Origin of the sequence: Variovorax paradoxus (genome assembly GCF_009498455.1) — a bacterium.
GTDB classification, from domain to species: domain Bacteria; phylum Pseudomonadota; class Gammaproteobacteria; order Burkholderiales; family Burkholderiaceae_C; genus Variovorax; species Variovorax paradoxus_H.
Window position 1 is genome coordinate 6878046 of record NZ_CP045644.1, and the last position, 16849, is coordinate 6894894.

Below are 16849 nucleotides of genomic sequence, written 5' to 3' on the forward strand. Positions count from 1 at the left end.
GGCCCCGTTGGAGGCCTGAGCACGCCTACAGCACGAGGATCGCGCGGAAGTCGTTGACGTTGGTGTTCGTCGGACCGGTCACGAACAGGTCGCCGATGGCGTCGAAGTAGCCGTAGGCGTCGTTGCGGTCGAGGTGGTCGGAGAGCTTCTTGCCCTGCGCCGTGGCGCGCGCCAGGGTGTCGGGCGTGACGAAGGCGCCGGCGTTGTCTTCCACGCCGTCGATGCCGTCGGTGTCGGCGGCCAGCGCCCACACCTGCGGCTGACCCATGAGCGCACCCGACAGGCCCATGCAGAACTCGCCGGCGCGCCCGCCGCGGCCCTTGGCCTGGCCGGGTTGGCGCGGGCGGATGGTGACCGTGGTTTCGCCGCCCGACAGGATGACGCAGGGCCGCGCAAACGGCGCACCGCGCAGCGCCACGGCCCGCGCGAGCGCCCCGTGCACCTTGCCGACTTCGCGCGATTCGCCTTCGATCTCGTCGCTGAGGATGTGCACCTCGAGGCCGGCGGCGCGCGCGGCCGCGGCGGCGGCTTCGAGCGACTGCTGCGGCGTGGCGATCATGTGCGTGCTGTGGCCGGCGAACGCGGCGTCGTCGGGCTTGGGGGTTTCGAGCGCGCCGCTTTCGAGCTGCGCGCGCACGGGCGCCGGCACCTCGATGCCGTAGCGGTCGAGGATGGCGAGCGCGTCGGCGCAGGTGGTGGCGTCGGGTACGGTGGGGCCGCTGGCGATCACGGCCGGGTCGTCGCCGGGCACATCGCTGATGGTGAGCGTGACCACGCGCGCCGGTGCGCAGGCCGCCGCAAGCCGGCCGCCCTTGATGCGCGACAGGTGCTTGCGCACGCAGTTCATTTCGCCGATGTGGGCGCCGCTGTCGAGCAGCTGTTTGTTGATGCGCTGCTTGTCGGCCAGCGTGAGGCCGTCGGCCGGCAGTACCAGCAGCGACGAGCCGCCACCGGAGATGAGGCACAGCACGAGGTCGTCGGCCGTGAGGCCCTGCGTGAGCGCCAGGATGCGCTCGGCCGCCTGCTGGCCGGCCGCGTCGGGCACGGGGTGCGCGGCCTCGACGAGCTCGATGCGCTGCGGCACGCCTGCGGGGCGCGGCGGAATGTGGTCATAGCGCGTGACGACCAGGCCCGACAGCGGGGCATCGGCCGGCCACAGCGCTTCGAGCGCCTGCACCATCGAACCGCCGGCCTTGCCGGCGCCCAGCACCACGGTGCGGCCCTTGGGCGGCTGGGGCAGATGCGCACCCAGCGTGGACAGCGGCAGTGCGCGGTCCACCGCCACGCGGTACAGGTGTTCGAGGAAGGCGCGCGGGGCTTCGCGCGGATCGGGCGTAGCGGCGATGGCTGAGGGCGAGGTCGATGCGGTCATGGCTTGCGTGTTGTCTCCATTCGGCGATTGTGCGACGACCGGCGGCCCGCCCTTGCAGGCCGCTGCGCCCCTAGTTCGTCTTGGCGCCGGCCTGGAACCAGCGGCTGATGAGCGCCCGCTCGTCGTCGGTGATGTTCGTCGCGTTGTTCATCGGCATGATCTTGGTCACCACGACCTGCTGGTAGATCGCCTGCGCATGCGCCGTCACCTGGTCGGGCGTGTCGACGCGCACGTTCTTCATCTGCACGGCCGCGCCGTGGCACATGTAGCAGCGCTGCTCCAGCACCTTCTGCACGTCCTGGTAGGCCACGGCGGGCACGGCCTGGGCGGCGCTGGCCGCGACCGGCGCCACCGGCTCGGGCTTCATCCACACGATGGTGAGGCCCAGCACCACGATGCCGACCATGGCGTAGGGCAGCGGGTTGCCCGCGTTGCCCAGCTTGAAGCGGTGGCGCACCACGAAGAACTGCCGGATGGCCGCGCCGCCGAGCATGATCAGCAGCAGCACGATCCAGTTGTACTTGTGCGTGTAGGTGAAGCTGTAGTGGTTGCTCAGCATCGCGAACAGCACCGGCAGCGTGAAGTAGGTGTTGTGCACGCTGCGCTGCTTGCCGCGCTGACCGTGCACCGGGTCGACCGGCCGGCCTTCGCGCAGGGCCTTCACGTTCTTGCGCTGGCCCGGGATGATCCAGAAGAACACGTTGCCGCTCATGGTGGTGGCCATCATGGCGCCCACCAGCAGGAAGGCCGCGCGGCCCGCGAACCACTGGCAGGCCAGCCAGGTCGCGAAGACGATGAAAATCGCGATCAGCACGCCGACGATGGTGTCGCCGTTCTTGCGGCGCCCGAAGATCTGGCAGATGGCGTCGTAGACCATCCAGAACACGACGAAGAAAGCCAGCGCCACGGCAATGGCGGCGCCGGGCTGCCAGTCCATCTTGCTCTTGTCGATGAGGTACGTGCTCGCGTTCCACAGGTACGACATCGTGAAGAGCGCAAAGCCCGTGAGCCACGTCGAGTAGCTCTCCCAGTACGACCAGTGCAGGTGGTCGGGCAGCTTCTTGGGCGCCAGCGCGTACTTCTGGCTGTTGTAGAAACCGCCGCCGTGCACGGCCCATTGCTCGCCGCCCACGCCCTTGTCGAGCGATTCCTGGTCTTGCGGCTTCTCGAGGCTGTTGTCCAGCATCACGAAGTAGAAGGAGGCGCCGATCCATGCGATGGCGGTGATGACGTGGACCCAGCGCAGCAGCAGGTTGGCCCAGTCGAGGTAGTAGCTTTCCATGTGCTCTCTCGCATCAGATATGAATGAACCTACTGCGCGTCCCGATCTCGCATCTGCGGTCCTCACCGTACGGGCGTACGGTTCCGGTCCTCGATGCGACCTCGGGTCGCTCGCTACGGTTCCTTCACATCTGCGTAACCCTTTTGGCGCGTGAGGACGCCATCAAAGGGAGGTTTCAGCCTGCTCACCACTGCGGGCGCTGTAAGCAGAGAAAGTGCCGCGAACGCAGGTCCGTTGAAAACGACCTCGCTCCGCTGCGGCTTGTTGTGGACCGAAAGTGTATACAGTTTTGACACGAGGCGGGATGCTTTTTGCGGCGTTGCCGCCAAGGGAAAACCCTGTTCAGCCCAGCGATTGCAACAACTGTGCCGCCACGGCCACCGCGATCACCTCGGGCTCCTTGCCCGTGATGCCGGGCACGCCGATCGGGCAGGTGACGCGCGCCAGCTCGTCGGCCGTGAAACCGCGCGCCTCCAGCCGGTGGCGGAAGGTGGCCCACTTGGTCTTGCTGCCGATGAGGCCGATGTAGGGCAGGTCGTTGCGCGTGCGCAAACGCTTCAGGCAGGCGATGACGATGTCGAGGTCTTCGGCGTGGCTGAAGCTCATGATCAGCACGCGGCTGCCGGGCGCGAGCGCGGCCACCGCGTCCTGCACAGGCTCGGAGTGCTCGGTGTCGATCTGCGCGGGCAGCGCGTCGGGGAACACGCCGTCGCGGCTGTCGATCCAGCGCACCGAGAACGGCAGCACGGCCAGCAGGCGAGCCAGCGCGGCGCCCACGTGGCCGCCGCCGAACAGCGCCACGGGCTCGAGCTGGGCGACCAGTTCTTTCTGCAGCGCGGGCGCGTCGGCCGCGCCGATGCGCCGGTAGGTCAGGAACATCACGCCGCCGCAGCACTGCCCCAGGCTCGGGCCCAGCGGGTAGCGCTGCACGCCGTCGAGGCTGCGCGTGCCGGCCAGGATCTCGCGTGCTTCCTGCGTGGCCTGGAACTCGAGCTGCCCGCCGCCGATGGTGGCCGTGAGCCCGTCGGCCCACACGGCCATCCAGGTGCCGGCCTCGCGCGGGGCCGAGCCCTGCGTCGATTCGACGCGCACCAGCACCGCGTCTTCATGGCGAAGACGCGCCAGCAATTGATCGACCGCACCGTTCATGGTCGATACCTTCGGTTGCCTGCGCCTTGAAGACTCACGGTATAACCCCGGCGATGATGACGAACCGCCAGCTTACGCCGCGCCGCCTCGCCTGGGCAGCGACTGTTCTTTCCGCCTTGTGGCTCGCCGGCTGCGGCTCGACGGGCTCGGTGCCCGGCCAGCTGAGCGGCACCAGCAGCGCACAGGGCAGCGGCCCCGCACCGCGCGCTTCGAGCGCGGCCACCGCGCGCGACTACCGCCGCGACGCCGCCCGCCACATCTACAACGCCAACGCCTCGCGCATCTACAAGGGCCAGATGCCGCCCCTGCTGTACGCGGTCGGCACCTTGCAGGTGAACCTCGACACCGGCGGCAAGGTGGTCTCGATGCACTGGATGCGCGCGCCCAAGCACGCGCCCGAGGTGATCGCCGAGATCGAGCGCACCGTGCTGCAGGCCGCGCCCTTCCCGCCCGCCCAGCGCCTGGGCGCGGTCACGTGGACCGACACCTGGCTGTGGGACAAGAGCGGGCGCTTCCAGCTCGACACCCTGACCGAAGGTCAACAGCAAGGCGACTGACCTCAGGAGCCGCGGTACGTGGAGTAGCTCCACGGGCTCACGAGCAAGGGCACGTGGTAGTGCTGGTCGGTGTGCGCCACGCCGAAGTCCAGCGCCACCTTGTTCAGGAAGTTCGGCTCCGGCAGCGTCACGCCGCGGGCCTTGAAGTAACCCGCCACGTCGAACACCAGCCGGTAGGTGCCGACCTTGATCGAGTTGTTGTCGTACAGCGGGCCATCGCTGCGGCCGTCCGAGTTCAGCGTGAAGCGCTTCACCAGCGTCGCGGCGTCGCCGTCGGTGGTGTACAGCGCCACCTCCATGCCGGCCGCGGGGCCGCCGTGCATCGTGTCCAGTACGTGAGTGCTCAAGCCCATGGGGCGCTCCTTCAAAAGTGGTGTCGGATCGTTGAGATCGTGGAGACCAGGGGGTCGGGAAATTCCGGTGGACAAAAGTGTATACAGTTACCGGCTTTGGGTCTATCATGAAAAACATGGAGTCCTCCACCACCCGTTCGATCGTCGATGCCCTCACGAAGGCCATCGTCGAGCACCGCCTTCAGCCCGGCACCAAGCTCGCCGAGCAGAAGCTGGCCGATCACTTCGGCGTGTCGCGCACGCTGGTGCGCCAGGCGCTGTTCCAGCTCTCGCAGAACAAGCTGATCCGGCTCGAGCCGGCACGCGGCGCCTTCGTGGCCGCGCCCGCCGTCGACGAGGCCAAGCAGGTGTTCGCCGTGCGCCGCATGCTCGAGGCCGAGATGACGCGCGCCTTCGTGCGCAGCGTCACGCCGGCCAAGATCAAGGCGCTCAAGGAGCACGTGGCGCTCGAGAAATCGGCCGTTGGCGGCGAAGACGTGTCGGGCCGCACCGAGCTCTTGGGCGACTTCCACGTGCGCATGGCCGAGCTCATGGGCAACCAGGTGCTGGCGCAAATATTGGGCGAGCTGATCTCGCGCTGCGCCCTCATCACGCTCATGTACCAGAGCACCAGCGCTGCCGAGCACTCCAACGACGAGCACGCCGACATCGTGAAGGCGCTGGCCGCACGCGACGAAGAACTCGCCGTGCGCCTCATGACCGAGCACCTGGAACACGTCGAGGCCAACCTCACCTTCGACCGCAAGGTCCCGACCAACGACATCTCCCTCGCGCTGTCCTGATCCACACCATGACCGTCTACGACACCACCCAGCCCTACCCACGCGACCTCGTCGGCTACGGCCGCAACCCGCCCCACGCCCGCTGGCCCGGCGGCGCGCGCGTGGCGGTGCAGTTCGTCCTCAACTACGAAGAAGGCGGCGAGAACGCCACGCTGCACGGCGACGCGGGCTCGGAGCAGTTTCTTTCCGAGATGTTCAACCCGGCGAGCTTCCCCGACCGGCACATCAGCATGGAAGGCATCTACGAGTACGGCTCGCGGGCCGGCGTGTGGCGCATCCTGCGCGAGTTCGAAAAGCGCGGCCTGCCGCTCACCGTGTTCGGCGTGGGCATGGCGCTGGAGCGCTACCCCGAACTCACGGCAGCCTTCAAGGAACTCGGCCACGAGATCGCCTGCCACGGCTGGCGCTGGATTCACTACCAGAACCTCGACGAAGCCACCGAGCGCGAGCACATGCGCCTGGGCATGGAGGCGATCGAAAAGCTCACCGGCGAGCGCGCGCTCGGCTGGTACACCGGCCGCGACAGCCCCCGCACGCGCCGCCTCGTGGCCGACTACGGCGGCTTCGAGTACGACAGCGACTACTACGGCGACGACCTGCCCTTCTGGATGAAGGTGCAGAAGACCGACGGCACGGTGGTGCCGCAGCTCATCGTGCCCTACACGCTCGACGTGAACGACATGCGCTTTGCACTGCCGCAGGGCTACTCGCACGCCGACCCGTTCTTCCAGTACATGAAGGACACCTTCGACGCGCTGTACGCCGAAGGCGACCCGAACGGCGACGACAGCCCCAAGATGATGAGCATCGGCATGCACTGCCGCCTGCTCGGCCGCCCCGGCCGCATCACGGCGCTGCAGCGTTTCCTCGATCACATCGCCACGCACGACAAGGTCTGGGTCTGCCGCCGCGTCGACATCGCGCGCCACTGGAAGCAGGCGCACCCCTTCGAAGCCGGAGCCGCATCATGAGCCCCCCTCTCCTCACCCTTGCCCAACTCAACGCCGCGGGGCCGGCCGCTGCCGTCGCCATGCTCGACGGCGTGTACGAACACTCGCCCTGGATCGCGCAGCGCGCGCTGGTGCAGCGCCCCTTCCGCTCGCTCGCGCACCTCAAGCACGCGCTGGTGCAGGCGCTGGCCGCGTCGTCCGCCGATGAGCAGATCGGCCTGATCCGCGCCCACCCCGAGCTCGCCGGCAAGGCCATGGTCAGCAAGACGCTCACGGCCGAGTCGACCAACGAGCAGAACAAGGCCGGCCTGACCGACTGCACGCCCGAAGAGTTCGCGCAGATCCAGAAGCTCAACGCCGACTACAACGCCAAGTTCGGCTTCCCGTTCATCCTGGCCGTGCGCGGCCCGCGCGGCACGGGTCTGGCCAAGCGCGAGATCATCGAGACCTTTGCGCGCCGGCTGCACAACCACCCGAGCTTCGAACTCGGCGAGGCCCTGCGCAACATCCACCGCATCGCCGAGATCCGCCTGAACGACAAGTTCGGTGCCGACGTCACGCTCGGCAACGACGTGTGGGACTGGCAGGAGCAGCTGTCGGTGCACACCGACCCCGGCTATGCCGAGAAGGGCCAGCTCACCGTGACGTACCTGACCGACGCGCACCGCGCCTGCGCCGCGAACATCTCGGGCTGGATGCGCGACTGCGGCTTCGACTCCGTGCACATCGATGCGGTCGGCAACGTGGTCGGCCGCTATGAAGGCGCCAAGCCCGATGCCAAGACCCTGCTCACCGGCTCGCACTACGACACCGTGCGCAACGGCGGCAAGTACGACGGCCGCCTGGGCATCTTCGTGCCCATGGCCTGCGTGCGCGAACTCAAGCGCCAGAACCGCCGCCTGCCCTTCGCCTTCGAAGTCGTCGGCTTCGCCGAAGAAGAAGGCCAGCGCTACAAGGCCACCTTCCTCGGCTCGGGCGCGCTCATCGGCCACTTCGACACGCGCTGGCTCGACCAGAAGGACGCCGACGGCATCACCATGCGCGAGGCCATGCAGCACGCGGGCCTGCAGGAAGAAGACATTCCGAAGATCCAGCGCGACCCGGCGCGCTACCTCGGCTTTGTCGAGGTGCACATCGAGCAGGGCCCCGTGCTCACCGAACTCGACCTGCCGCTGGGCATCGTCACCTCCATCAACGGCAGCGTGCGCTACGTGGGCGAAGTCATCGGCATGGCCAGCCACGCCGGCACCACGCCCATGGACCGCCGCCGCGACGCCGCCGCGGCCGTGGCCGAACTCATCCTCTACACCGAGCAGCGCGCCGCAAAAGACGGCGACTCGGTCGGCACCGTCGGCATGCTCGAAGTGCCGAGCGGCTCGATCAACGTCGTGCCCGGCCGCTGCAAGTTCAGCCTCGACCTGCGCGCGCCCAACAACGCACAGCGCGACGCGCTGGCGAACGACGTGGTCGCCGCGCTGAAGGACATCTGCGAACGCCGCAGCGTGCGCTACGAGCTCGAGGAAACCATGCGCGCCGCCGCCGCGCCGAGCGCACCGGCGTGGCAACAGCGCTGGGAACAAGCCGTCGATGCACTGGGCATTCCCCTCTTCCGCATGCCCAGCGGCGCCGGCCACGACGCCATGAAGCTGCACGAAGTGATGCCGCAGGCCATGCTCTTCGTGCGCGGCATCAACTCGGGCATCAGCCACAACCCGCTCGAGTCGAGCACCAACGACGACATCCAGCTCGCCGTGCAAGCGTTCCAGCTCCTGCTGGACAACCTCGCCGCCGAACAAGCCCACTGACCGATTACAGAAGAACAGCCACCATGACCGACTACGCCAAACTCGACGCCTGGATCGACGCCCACTTCGACGAGGAAGTGCAATTTCTGCAGCAACTGGTGCAGGTGCCCACCGACACGCCGCCCGGCAACAACGCGCCCCACGCCGAGCGCACCGCCGAGCTGCTGAAAGACTTCGGCCTCGACGCCGAGAAGCACGCCGTGCCCGCGCAAGAGGTGAAGGACTACGGCCTCGAGTCGATCACCAACCTGATCGTGCGCCGCCAATACGGCAACGGTGGCCGCACCGTCGCGCTCAACGCCCACGGCGACGTGGTGCCGCCCGGCGAAGGCTGGACGCACGACCCGTATGGCGGCGAGATCGTCGATGGCAGCCTGTACGGCCGCGCCGCCGCCGTCAGCAAGAGCGACTTCGCCAGCTTCACCTTCGCGCTGCGCGCGCTCGAAGCCGTGGCCAAGCCCACCAAGGGCAGCATCGAACTGCACTTCACCTACGACGAAGAGTTCGGCGGCATCCTCGGCCCGGGCTGGCTGCTCGAGAAGGGCCTGACCAAGCCCGACCTCATGATCGCGGCCGGCTTCAGCTACGAAGTGGTCACCGCCCACAACGGCTGCCTGCAGATGGAAGTGACCGTGCACGGCAAGATGGCGCACGCCGCCGTGCCCACCACCGGCATCGATGCGCTGCAGGGCGCCACCAAGATTTTGAATGCGCTGTACGCGCAGAACACGCTCTACCAGCAGGTCACGTCGAAGGTCGAGGGCATCACGCACCCCTACCTGAACGTGGGCCGCATCGAAGGCGGCACCAACACCAACGTCGTGCCCGGCAAGGTCGTGTTCAAGCTCGACCGCCGCATGATCCCCGAAGAGAACCCGGTCGAAGTCGAAGCCAACATCCGCCAGGTGATTGCCGATGCCGCCGCCGAGAGCGCGGGCATCACGGTCGACATCAAGCGCATGCTGCTCGCCAACTCGATGAAGCCACTGGCCGGCAACCAGCCGCTGGTCGATGCGATCCAGAAGCACGGCGGCGAGCTGTTCGGCGAACCCATCAAGGCCATGGGCACGCCGCTGTACACCGACGTGCGCCTGTACGTCGAGGCCGGCATTCCGGGCGTGATCTACGGCGCCGGCCCGCGCACCGTGCTCGAGTCGCACGCCAAGCGCAGCGACGAGCGCGTGGTGCTCGAAGACCTGCGCCGCGCGACCAAGGTGGTGGCACGCACGCTGAGTGATCTGCTGGCCTGAACACTCTGAAACGGGACTGAAAGCGCACGCCTTAGGGCGTGAACTTTCATCGCAGTTTCATCGAACCGTCACGACAGGATTTCAGACTCCGGGCTTCTCCGGCGGACGCGCTGTCATGCGCTCCGCCTCATTGAAATCCCGAAGCGGCGGCCAGCCATGCGCTGGCCGTTGCTGTTTGTGTCGCCATGAAAATCCTGCCTCCCGCGCCCCGCTTTCGCTCGTCCCTTTTCTCGACCCTCGCGCTCGGCGCGGCCCTGCTGACCGCGTGCGGCGGCGGCTCCGGCGGCGGTGCACCGTTCGCCGGCCTGCCCATCGCACCGCCGGCCCCCGCACCGGCGCCCTCGCCCGCCACACCGCCGCCGCCACCGGCCGCGCCCGCCGGCCGCTGGACCGTCGGCGACCTGCATGTCCACACCATCCAGTCGGAGGACACGCAGCAGATTTCCACGCTCGACCAGGTGCTCGCCAAGGCCTTCGACACCTTCGGCCTCGACTGGGTCGCGCTCTCGGACCACTTGCGCATGTCTTCCTATGACAACGACGGCCGCAAGCTCGACCCGGCGATCCCGTTCTCGCGAGGCATGGCCCTGTATCAGGTGCCGCGCATCAAGGCACTGCAGGCCGGCGGCAAGTACGCCGACAAGACGATCTTCGCGTCCTTCGAGTGGGACATGGCCACGCACGACCACGGCAACGTCGGCATCCTGACCGACAGCCCGATGTCCGACGCGGCGCTCAAGGCCGTGAGCCAGTTCGAGTACCTGTTCACCAACCGCGACCCCGCGCTGTTCCCGGCCTCCGACGTCGCGGCCTGGAACGCCAAGGACGCACGCGCCTCCACGACGCACGAAGACGTGCTCAAGGCCATCGCGTGGCTGAAGAAGAACTACCCCGACTCCAGCTACCTGCAGATCAATCACCCCTCGCGCAGCCCCGGCAAATACACGGCCACCCAGTTGCGCGAGATGAACGACGCCGCGCCCGACATCGTGTTCTCGCTCGAAGGCATGGTCGGCAACCAGATGGAGCCCGACCGCGGCGGCTACGAGAGCGCTTACACGCCGGCCAACCTGCCCTCGCGCACCTACGGCGGCGTCGACTACCTCGTCGCCAAACTCGGCGGCACCTGGGACGCGCTGCTGTCCGAAGGCCGCCACATCTGGAACACGGCCGATTCCGACTACCACTTCACGACCTCGAAGGGCCTGTACAGCAGCGGCTACGCGCCCGGCGAGTACGCGAAGAACCACCTGTGGGGCGACATCAAGGACCCGAAGTCGCTGCTCACGGCGATGCGTTCGGGCAAGCTCTTCGCGGTCAACGGCAGCCTCATCAACGCGCTCGACTTCAAGGTCCAAAGCGCCAAGGGCGCCGGCGAGATGGGCACCGAAGTGAGTGCCAAGCCGGGCGAAGACCTGAAGATCACGATCCGCTTCAAGAGCCCCGAGCGCAACAACTTCGAGTACCAGCTCGGCAGCGGCGTGTATGCCAACGTGAAGCCCGTGGTCGACCACATCGACCTCATCGCCGGCGACGTCACCGGCCGGGAACTCCCGGGCACGCCCGGCTACGCGCGCGACACCAACCCGACGACCCGCGTGGTGAAACGCTTCACCCGCGCCGACTGGACGCTCGACACCGAAGGCTACTTCGCAGTGACCTACACGGTGAAGGCCGGCAACAACCAGTACTTCCGCCTGCGAGGCACCAACCTCGGCACCGACGTGCCGAACGAAACGGCGGGCGGCGAGCCGCTGTTCGATGCGCGCACGCCCACACCGGCCGGCGACGATCCGGTCACGCGCTTCAATGCGATCAATGCGCGCAACTACAGCGACCTGTGGTTCTATTCGAATCCGGTGTTTGTGAAGGTGGCGGGGCAGTAAGCAGACACGCACCAGCGCAGCCGGGACTACGCGGCTCGCTGCTTCGAACGCCCAATGCGCATCGCGATGCCCGCCAGCACCAGCGACACGCCCCACAGCGCGATGTCGAACCCGGTGAATCCCCCACGCTCGCGAAGCCCCATCACCACGCCCACCCACGGCAACACCGCCAGCAAGGCAGCGCCCGCCGCGAACAGCTCGACCCACGCACGCTGAACGGGCCTGGCGATCGCGAAGATCAACACCAGCGCCCAGGCGATGAAGAACAGGTGAATCTCCCATTCGCGCCGGTCCACGAGGGCCAGCGGCAGCAGCCGGTTGCCCCAGAGGAACGCCGCCATCGCCACGGGCAGCCCCGCGATGGTGGCGACGTTGAGCCGCTCCACGAGCCGGAAACCGAACGTCGGCTTGTCGATGGCCGCCTGCTTCACGCGCCGCTTGACGGTCCACAGCACCAGCCCGGTGGCCACCATCGCCGTTCCCGCCAGGCTCGAGAGAAAGAACAGCCAGCGCGTCGCGGCATCGGCAAAGCGCGCCACATGCAGGCCGTACAGCACGCCGCGGGTTTCGGCCGCGGGTCCGGCCTGATCCCTGATCTGCTGCAACGTGCCGCTCGGGCCGTCGAACACCAGGTAGCGCGGGCTGACGGACACACGCCCCGCATCACCGCGCACGACACGCACCTGCGACGCGGCATCGCCCGGGTGGTCGACGATCACGCGCGCCACGCTGTCCGTGCCCCAGCGCTGCTGCGCCTCGCGCACCATCGCGCCCACATCGGCCAGCTTGCCTGTCACGCCGCTCGGTGCGCCGGGCGGCAGAAGCGCCGTCATTTCGGCACGCAGCGCGGGGCGTATCTGCGCGGCTGAAGGCGCGCGGTCGGCGCCCCAGGGCATGTACAGCGTCATGAGCGTCACCAGGCCGGTGTAGGTGATCATCAAATGAAACGGCAGCGCGGTCACCGACACCGCGTTGTGCGCATCCAGCCATGAGCGCTGGCCCTTGCCCCGGCGGAAGGTGAAGAAGTTGGTGAAGATCTTCTTGTGCGTGATCACGCCGCTGACCAGCGCGACCAGCATGAACATGGTGGCCAGGCCCACCAGCCAGCGCGCCGCCACGCGCGGCAGGTAGTGCAGCGAGAAATGAAAGTAATAGAAGAACTCGCCGCCGTCGGTCGCGCGCGCGGCCAATGGCTGGCCCGTCAGCGGGTCGAGCACGGCACGACCGTCGATCTCGCCGATGCGCCACGACGCGGCCACGACGTTCGTGCGCGCGCCCGCCAGATCGATCACCCATCGGGTGGCGCCCGGCGCCAGCACCTGCAAGGTGGCGACGGCCCGCGCAGCGCTGTCCGCGGCCACCGGCGCTTGCGTGAGCGCCGGCAGTTCGGGGCGCATCCATTGCGAAATTTCTTCGCGGAAGTAACTCGCCGCGCCGGTCAGGAACATCGCGTAGAGCAGCCAGCCGAAGAGCAGGCCGGTCCAGGTGTGCAGACCGGCCATGGCCTGGCGCAGGCGGGGTGCGGCAGCGCTCATACGGCGGCCTCCGCCCAGACCTTGCATGCCATGGCCAGCAGCGGCAGCGCGACCGCGGCCAGCCCCAGCCACGCACGCAGCGCGCTGCGCGCGGCGAACACCCAGATCACCGCGCCCGCGTACACCAGGAAGCTGGCCTGCATGCCGGCGAGCACGGCCTCGACAGTGCGCATGGGCAGCGCCAGCGCCGCCACACTGGTCAGTGCCGCGAGCGCATAGCCGCCGAACAGCGCGGCCACGATGCGCGACAGCAAGGCGGCCCGGCTGCTGCGGCGCGCGGGGGCACGCAACACGGGCATCAGAACCGGTAGAGCGCGCTCAGGTTGGCGGTGCGCTCCGCGCTGCGGTAGCAGATGCTTCCGTTGCAATCCAGCAGCGACTGCTTGTTCAGCAGGTTGTTGAGGTTGAGCGAGACGCGCCAGGGCCCGCGGTCGAAGCCGAGCGCCAGGTCGACCATCGCGATGCTCGGGTTCGTGATGTTGGCGTTGCCGGTGTCCCAGGCCGAACGCGCCTTGCCGAGGTAGCGCACGCCGAGGGCGGCAAACGCGCGGGTCGAGTCACCCACCGGGAACGAATACTTGCCCCACACCGAGGCGCTGTGCTTCGGTGCGCTCATCTGCGGCAGGCCCAGGTCGCCGTCGTTGCTGCGCGTGATGCGGGTGTCCAGGTAGGTGTACTGGGCGATGAGGCTGATGTTGTTCGTCACATCGGCCCGGGCTTCGAGTTCGAGCCCGCGCGACCTGACCTGGCCGGTCTGGATGACTTCTCCGGGCGCTTGCGGCGCGGCCGTGGTCACGTTGCTGCGCACGATGTCGAACACCGAGGCCGTGTAGCTGGCGTTCTTTGCGGTCGGCTGGTAGCGCACGCCGGCTTCGATCTGCCGGCCCTTCGAAGGCTTCAGCAGGTTGCCGTTCAGGTCCTTGCCGATCTCCGGCGAGAAGGACGTGGCGTAGTTCGCATAGGGCGCCCAGCCGGAGTCGAACAGGTACACGACACCGACGCGGCCGGTGGTGGCACTGGCCGAGGTGTCGTAGATCTCGCTGCTGTCGCCGGTCTTGCCGAAGGTGCGGGTGCCCGTGGCGTCCGCCTTGTCATGCCGCACGCCGGCCGTGAGAACCCAGCGATCCCATTTGATCTGGTCCTGCAGGTAGAGGCCGACCTGCTTCGTCGGCACCCGGTCGACATACGGGTCGGCGGCCGGTGCGAGCGGCCGGTGCATGTACACGGGCGCGAACAGGTTCATCGGCGACAGCAAGGGGCGGTCGTACGGGAACTCGTCGGTGGTGCGCGACTTGGCGTAGTCGACACCGGCCAGCAGGGTGTGCTTCAGCGGGCCGCTGTCGAAGCGCGCCTGCACGCGCGTGTCGAGCAGCAGGCCCTTCCAGTGCGTTTCGCGCGGCGAGAAGCTGCGGCCGAGCGTGTAGCCGTCGGCGCGCAGGCCGCGCGGGAACACGTTGGTCTCGGAACGGTCGAGCTCGCTGTAGCGCATGCTCTGCTGCACCGACCAGGTGTCGTTGAAGCTGTGCTCGAACTCGTAGCCGAGCATCTTGTTGTCGCGGCGCCAGCGGTTGTCGTCACCGCCGACGTTCACGCGCGGGCTCGGCTGGCCGAACACGCCGGGCTGCTCCAGCTGGTTCTGCCAGGCGTAGGCCTGGTTGTCCTTCTGGTAGCGCCCGAGCAGCGTGAGCTTGGTGCTGGCGTTGGGCTGCCATGTGAGGGCGGGCGCAATGAAGAGGCGGTTGTCGCGGTCGTGGTCCAGGCGGGTGTTCGACTCGCGTCCCAGCATGGTGAGGCGGTAGGTCCAGTCGCTGTCGCTGCCGAGCGCGCCGGAGAGGTCGGCCTTCAGTTGCTTGCGGTTGTAGCTGCCGTACTCGATGCCGATCTCGCGCAGGGTGTCGGCGGTCGGGCGCTTGCTCACGGCGTTGACCATGCCGCCCGGCGGCATCTTGCCGTAGAGCACCGAAGCCGGGCCGCGCAGCACTTCGAGCCGTTCGAGGCCGTAGGGTTCGATGGGCGCCGCATAAGAGCGACCCGACGTGAGCAGGCCGTCCATGAAGACGCCGGCGGTGCCGAGTTCGAAGCCGCGCAGCAGCGAGAACTCGTCGACCGCCCAGGGCTTCAGGTTCGGCGTGACGCCGGCGGTGTAGCGCAGCGCCTCGTCGAGCGACTCGGCCTTGCGGTCGCCGATTTCGTCGGCGGTGATCACGGAGACCGACTGCGGGTTCTCGATGAGCGCGGTGTCGGTCTTGGTGGCCGTGACACTGCGCCGCGCGACGTAGCCATTGACCCGACTGGTGGGCGTTTCGCGCTCGGTCGCGGCGGTCACCGTCACGGGCGACAGCGTGGCGGCGGTGTCGCCCGCACCGCTGCGCACGGGCGCGCTCGCCTTGCGCAGCACCGAGCCACCGCTGCCGCTGCCGATCACTTCATAGCCGCTGCCGCGCAGCACCTGCTCGAAGCCTTCCTGCGCGGTGTAGCGCCCGCGCAGCCCGGGGCTGCGCAGCCCGGCGAGCGTGCCGGGTTCGAAGATCAGCGGCACGCCGGCGGCGGCCGCGTACTGCGCCAGCACATCGGCGAGCGGGCCGGCGGCAATCGCGAACTGGCGTGCACTGGTGCCCGCCGGCTCGGCCGCGAACAACACGGGCGTTGCCGCCAGCGCGCCGATGCCGATGGCGCCACCCAATGCCATGCGGACGGCCGCGTGGACTGCGGTGGTGGTGAGGGCGACCGTGAAAGTCCCGAGGTGCCGGTGCCGGCGCGCGTGCTGCGATCCCATGTGTCTGCGTCCTTTGGTGTCTGTGATGGCGGGCGAGCGCATCGGCATCGATGCGTCGTTCCCTCTCACACCGGACGAGACGAAAAAAGTGATCACCCGCGCGCGAATTTTTTTCGACCTGCGAGGCGGTCGTGCAGAAAGGCCGCGAACGCCACTAGCGCGGCGCCACGGTGACCCAGTACCGCGTCGTCTGCTCGATGCGCAACGGCAGCGAGCGCGCCAGCAGCGCGAGCCCGGCGTCGGTGTCGGCCAGCGACACGGCGCCCGACACCCGCAGGTCGGCGACCGCCGGATGGCAGCGCAGCACGCCGCTGCGGTAGCGGCCCATTTCGGCGACGACGTCTTCCAGCCGCATGTTCCGTGCGAGCAGCATGCCTTGCTCCCACAGCGTGGCGCTGTTCTCCACGGCGGCCTCGGTGCCGATGCGACCAGTTTCGAAATCGGCCTGCGTGCCGGCCCGCAGCACGCGTGACGCGCCGTCCATCGGGCGGATGTCGACGGCCTGCTCGATCACCGCGACACGGGTGGTGTGCTCGTCGAGGCGGCGCACGCTGAAGCGCGTGCCCAGGGCCCGCACCGTGCCCTGCGGCGTCTGCACCACGAACGGCCGGTACGTGGGCGACGGGTCGGCATGCGTGGTGACGAGAATCTCGCCCGCCTGCAGGTGGATGCGCCGTTCGGCGGCGGTGAACACGATGTCGACCGCGCTGGCGGTGTTGAGCACCAGCTGCGAACCGTCCGCCAGCACCATCGACTTGCGCTCGCCGGTGGCCGTGGCGACGTCGGCACTCCACTCGCGCCAGGGCATGTGGCGCCACGCGAGCCAGCCGGCCGGCGCGGCCAGCAGCAGCGCGCCCAGCATGCCCATGCCGCGCCGGCGGCTGGGTCTTTGCAGGGCCTGGAAGGTGTCCTTGCCGATGTCGGGCGGCACTTGCGCGAACACGCCCAGCATCGCCTCGGCCCGCGCCCAGGCCTGGCCGTGCGCGGGGCTCTGCTGGCGCCAGCGCTCGAAGCTGGCCTGCGCACGCGCGGCGTCGTCGCCGTAGCGCAGGGTCAGGAGCCAATCGGCGGCTTCACTCAGCAGCGCCGGGTCGGGCGCCCCATTGGCCTGCAGCGGCGGCGGGCGGTTCATCGCGTTCGGGCCGTGCGCCG

At 68.5% G+C, this 16849-nt stretch carries 14 protein-coding genes; 6 read left to right on the forward strand and 8 right to left on the reverse strand.

Going from position 1 to position 16849, the window contains the following annotated elements:
* Positions 1-25: 25 nt before the first annotated feature.
* From GFK26_RS31935 to xdhC, 3 genes are all read right to left on the reverse strand, one after another.
* Positions 26-1372 carry a glycerate kinase type-2 family protein gene (locus GFK26_RS31935; RefSeq protein ID WP_153285501.1) on the reverse strand — a complete coding sequence of 449 codons (1347 nt, stop codon included), beginning with the start codon at positions 1370-1372 and terminating at the stop codon, positions 26-28.
* Positions 1373-1442: 70 nt separating this feature from the next.
* Positions 1443-2654: a urate hydroxylase PuuD gene (locus GFK26_RS31940; RefSeq protein WP_153285502.1), complete on the reverse strand. Its 1212-nt coding sequence runs from the start codon at positions 2652-2654 to the stop codon at positions 1443-1445.
* A gap of 342 nt (positions 2655-2996) precedes the next feature.
* Positions 2997-3803: a xanthine dehydrogenase accessory protein XdhC gene (gene xdhC / locus GFK26_RS31945; protein WP_153285503.1), complete on the reverse strand. Its 807-nt coding sequence runs from the start codon at positions 3801-3803 to the stop codon at positions 2997-2999.
* A 53-nt stretch (positions 3804-3856) separates the two neighbouring features.
* On the opposite strand from xdhC, the gene GFK26_RS31950 reads away from it, so the two are divergent.
* Entirely contained in the window at positions 3857-4360 is a 504-nt protein-coding gene (locus GFK26_RS31950) for a hypothetical protein (protein ID WP_153285504.1), read from the forward strand.
* Between the two features lie 2 nt (positions 4361-4362).
* On the opposite strand, the gene uraH is transcribed toward GFK26_RS31950, so the two are convergent.
* Positions 4363-4713 (reverse strand): hydroxyisourate hydrolase, encoded by a 351-nt coding sequence (gene uraH / locus GFK26_RS31955; RefSeq protein ID WP_070061690.1) that lies wholly within the window; start codon positions 4711-4713, stop codon positions 4363-4365.
* Positions 4714-4820: 107 nt separating this feature from the next.
* Here uraH and GFK26_RS31960 point away from each other — a divergent pair, with 107 nt between their 5' ends.
* The 5 genes from GFK26_RS31960 to GFK26_RS31980 all read left to right on the forward strand — a co-directional run bounded on the left by GFK26_RS31960 (position 4821) and on the right by GFK26_RS31980 (position 11386).
* Positions 4821-5495: a GntR family transcriptional regulator gene (locus GFK26_RS31960; protein WP_056574067.1), complete on the forward strand. Its 675-nt coding sequence runs from the start codon at positions 4821-4823 to the stop codon at positions 5493-5495.
* Between the two features lie 8 nt (positions 5496-5503).
* Complete coding sequence (gene puuE, locus GFK26_RS31965) at positions 5504-6466, forward strand: allantoinase PuuE (protein WP_153285505.1); 963 nt, start codon at positions 5504-5506, stop codon at positions 6464-6466.
* Entirely contained in the window at positions 6463-8250 is a 1788-nt protein-coding gene (uraD, locus tag GFK26_RS31970) for a 2-oxo-4-hydroxy-4-carboxy-5-ureidoimidazoline decarboxylase (RefSeq protein WP_153285506.1), read from the forward strand. The genes puuE and uraD overlap by 4 nt, the downstream gene beginning before the upstream one ends.
* A gap of 23 nt (positions 8251-8273) precedes the next feature.
* Complete coding sequence (locus tag GFK26_RS31975; RefSeq protein ID WP_153285507.1) at positions 8274-9500, forward strand: M20 family metallopeptidase; 1227 nt, start codon at positions 8274-8276, stop codon at positions 9498-9500.
* Between the two features lie 185 nt (positions 9501-9685).
* Positions 9686-11386, forward strand: coding sequence for an S-layer protein (locus GFK26_RS31980; protein WP_153285508.1), 1701 nt, complete (start codon positions 9686-9688; stop codon positions 11384-11386).
* 26 nt (positions 11387-11412) lie between these two features.
* Here GFK26_RS31980 and GFK26_RS31985 read toward each other — a convergent pair whose 3' ends face one another.
* The 4 genes from GFK26_RS31985 to GFK26_RS32000 all read right to left on the reverse strand — a co-directional run bounded on the left by GFK26_RS31985 (position 11413) and on the right by GFK26_RS32000 (position 16829).
* The gene (locus GFK26_RS31985; RefSeq protein WP_153285509.1) at positions 11413-12921 is read right to left on the reverse strand and encodes a PepSY-associated TM helix domain-containing protein; all 1509 of its coding nucleotides are present in this window, start codon (positions 12919-12921) and stop codon (positions 11413-11415) included.
* Positions 12918-13214: a DUF3649 domain-containing protein gene (locus GFK26_RS31990; RefSeq protein WP_416222527.1), complete on the reverse strand. Its 297-nt coding sequence runs from the start codon at positions 13212-13214 to the stop codon at positions 12918-12920. The genes GFK26_RS31985 and GFK26_RS31990 overlap by 4 nt, the downstream gene beginning before the upstream one ends.
* Positions 13215-13219: 5 nt before the next feature.
* Positions 13220-15697: a TonB-dependent siderophore receptor gene (locus GFK26_RS31995; protein ID WP_228121827.1), complete on the reverse strand. Its 2478-nt coding sequence runs from the start codon at positions 15695-15697 to the stop codon at positions 13220-13222.
* Between the two features lie 154 nt (positions 15698-15851).
* The gene (locus tag GFK26_RS32000) at positions 15852-16829 is read right to left on the reverse strand and encodes a FecR domain-containing protein (protein WP_153285511.1); all 978 of its coding nucleotides are present in this window, start codon (positions 16827-16829) and stop codon (positions 15852-15854) included.
* Positions 16830-16849: the final 20 nt, after the last annotated feature.

Excerpts from the sequence above, each read along its gene's own strand:
- uraH (WP_070061690.1), bottom strand. The coding sequence starts at position 4,713 with ATGGGCTTGAGCACTCACGTACTGGACACGATGCACGGCGGCCCCGCG.
- GFK26_RS31940 (WP_153285502.1), bottom strand. The coding sequence starts at position 2,654 with ATGGAAAGCTACTACCTCGACTGGGCCAACCTGCTGCTGCGCTGGGTC.
- GFK26_RS32000 (WP_153285511.1), bottom strand. The coding sequence starts at position 16,829 with ATGAACCGCCCGCCGCCGCTGCAGGCCAATGGGGCGCCCGACCCGGCG.
- GFK26_RS31985 (WP_153285509.1), bottom strand. The coding sequence starts at position 12,921 with ATGAGCGCTGCCGCACCCCGCCTGCGCCAGGCCATGGCCGGTCTGCAC.
- GFK26_RS31960 (WP_056574067.1), top strand. The coding sequence starts at position 4,821 with ATGAAAAACATGGAGTCCTCCACCACCCGTTCGATCGTCGATGCCCTC.
- uraD (WP_153285506.1), top strand. The coding sequence starts at position 6,463 with ATGAGCCCCCCTCTCCTCACCCTTGCCCAACTCAACGCCGCGGGGCCG.
- GFK26_RS31950 (WP_153285504.1), top strand. The coding sequence starts at position 3,857 with ATGATGACGAACCGCCAGCTTACGCCGCGCCGCCTCGCCTGGGCAGCG.
- xdhC (WP_153285503.1), bottom strand. The coding sequence starts at position 3,803 with ATGAACGGTGCGGTCGATCAATTGCTGGCGCGTCTTCGCCATGAAGAC.
- GFK26_RS31980 (WP_153285508.1), top strand. The coding sequence starts at position 9,686 with ATGAAAATCCTGCCTCCCGCGCCCCGCTTTCGCTCGTCCCTTTTCTCG.
- GFK26_RS31975 (WP_153285507.1), top strand. The coding sequence starts at position 8,274 with ATGACCGACTACGCCAAACTCGACGCCTGGATCGACGCCCACTTCGAC.
- GFK26_RS31935 (WP_153285501.1), bottom strand. The coding sequence starts at position 1,372 with ATGACCGCATCGACCTCGCCCTCAGCCATCGCCGCTACGCCCGATCCG.
- GFK26_RS31995 (WP_228121827.1), bottom strand. The coding sequence starts at position 15,697 with ATGGGATCGCAGCACGCGCGCCGGCACCGGCACCTCGGGACTTTCACG.
- puuE (WP_153285505.1), top strand. The coding sequence starts at position 5,504 with ATGACCGTCTACGACACCACCCAGCCCTACCCACGCGACCTCGTCGGC.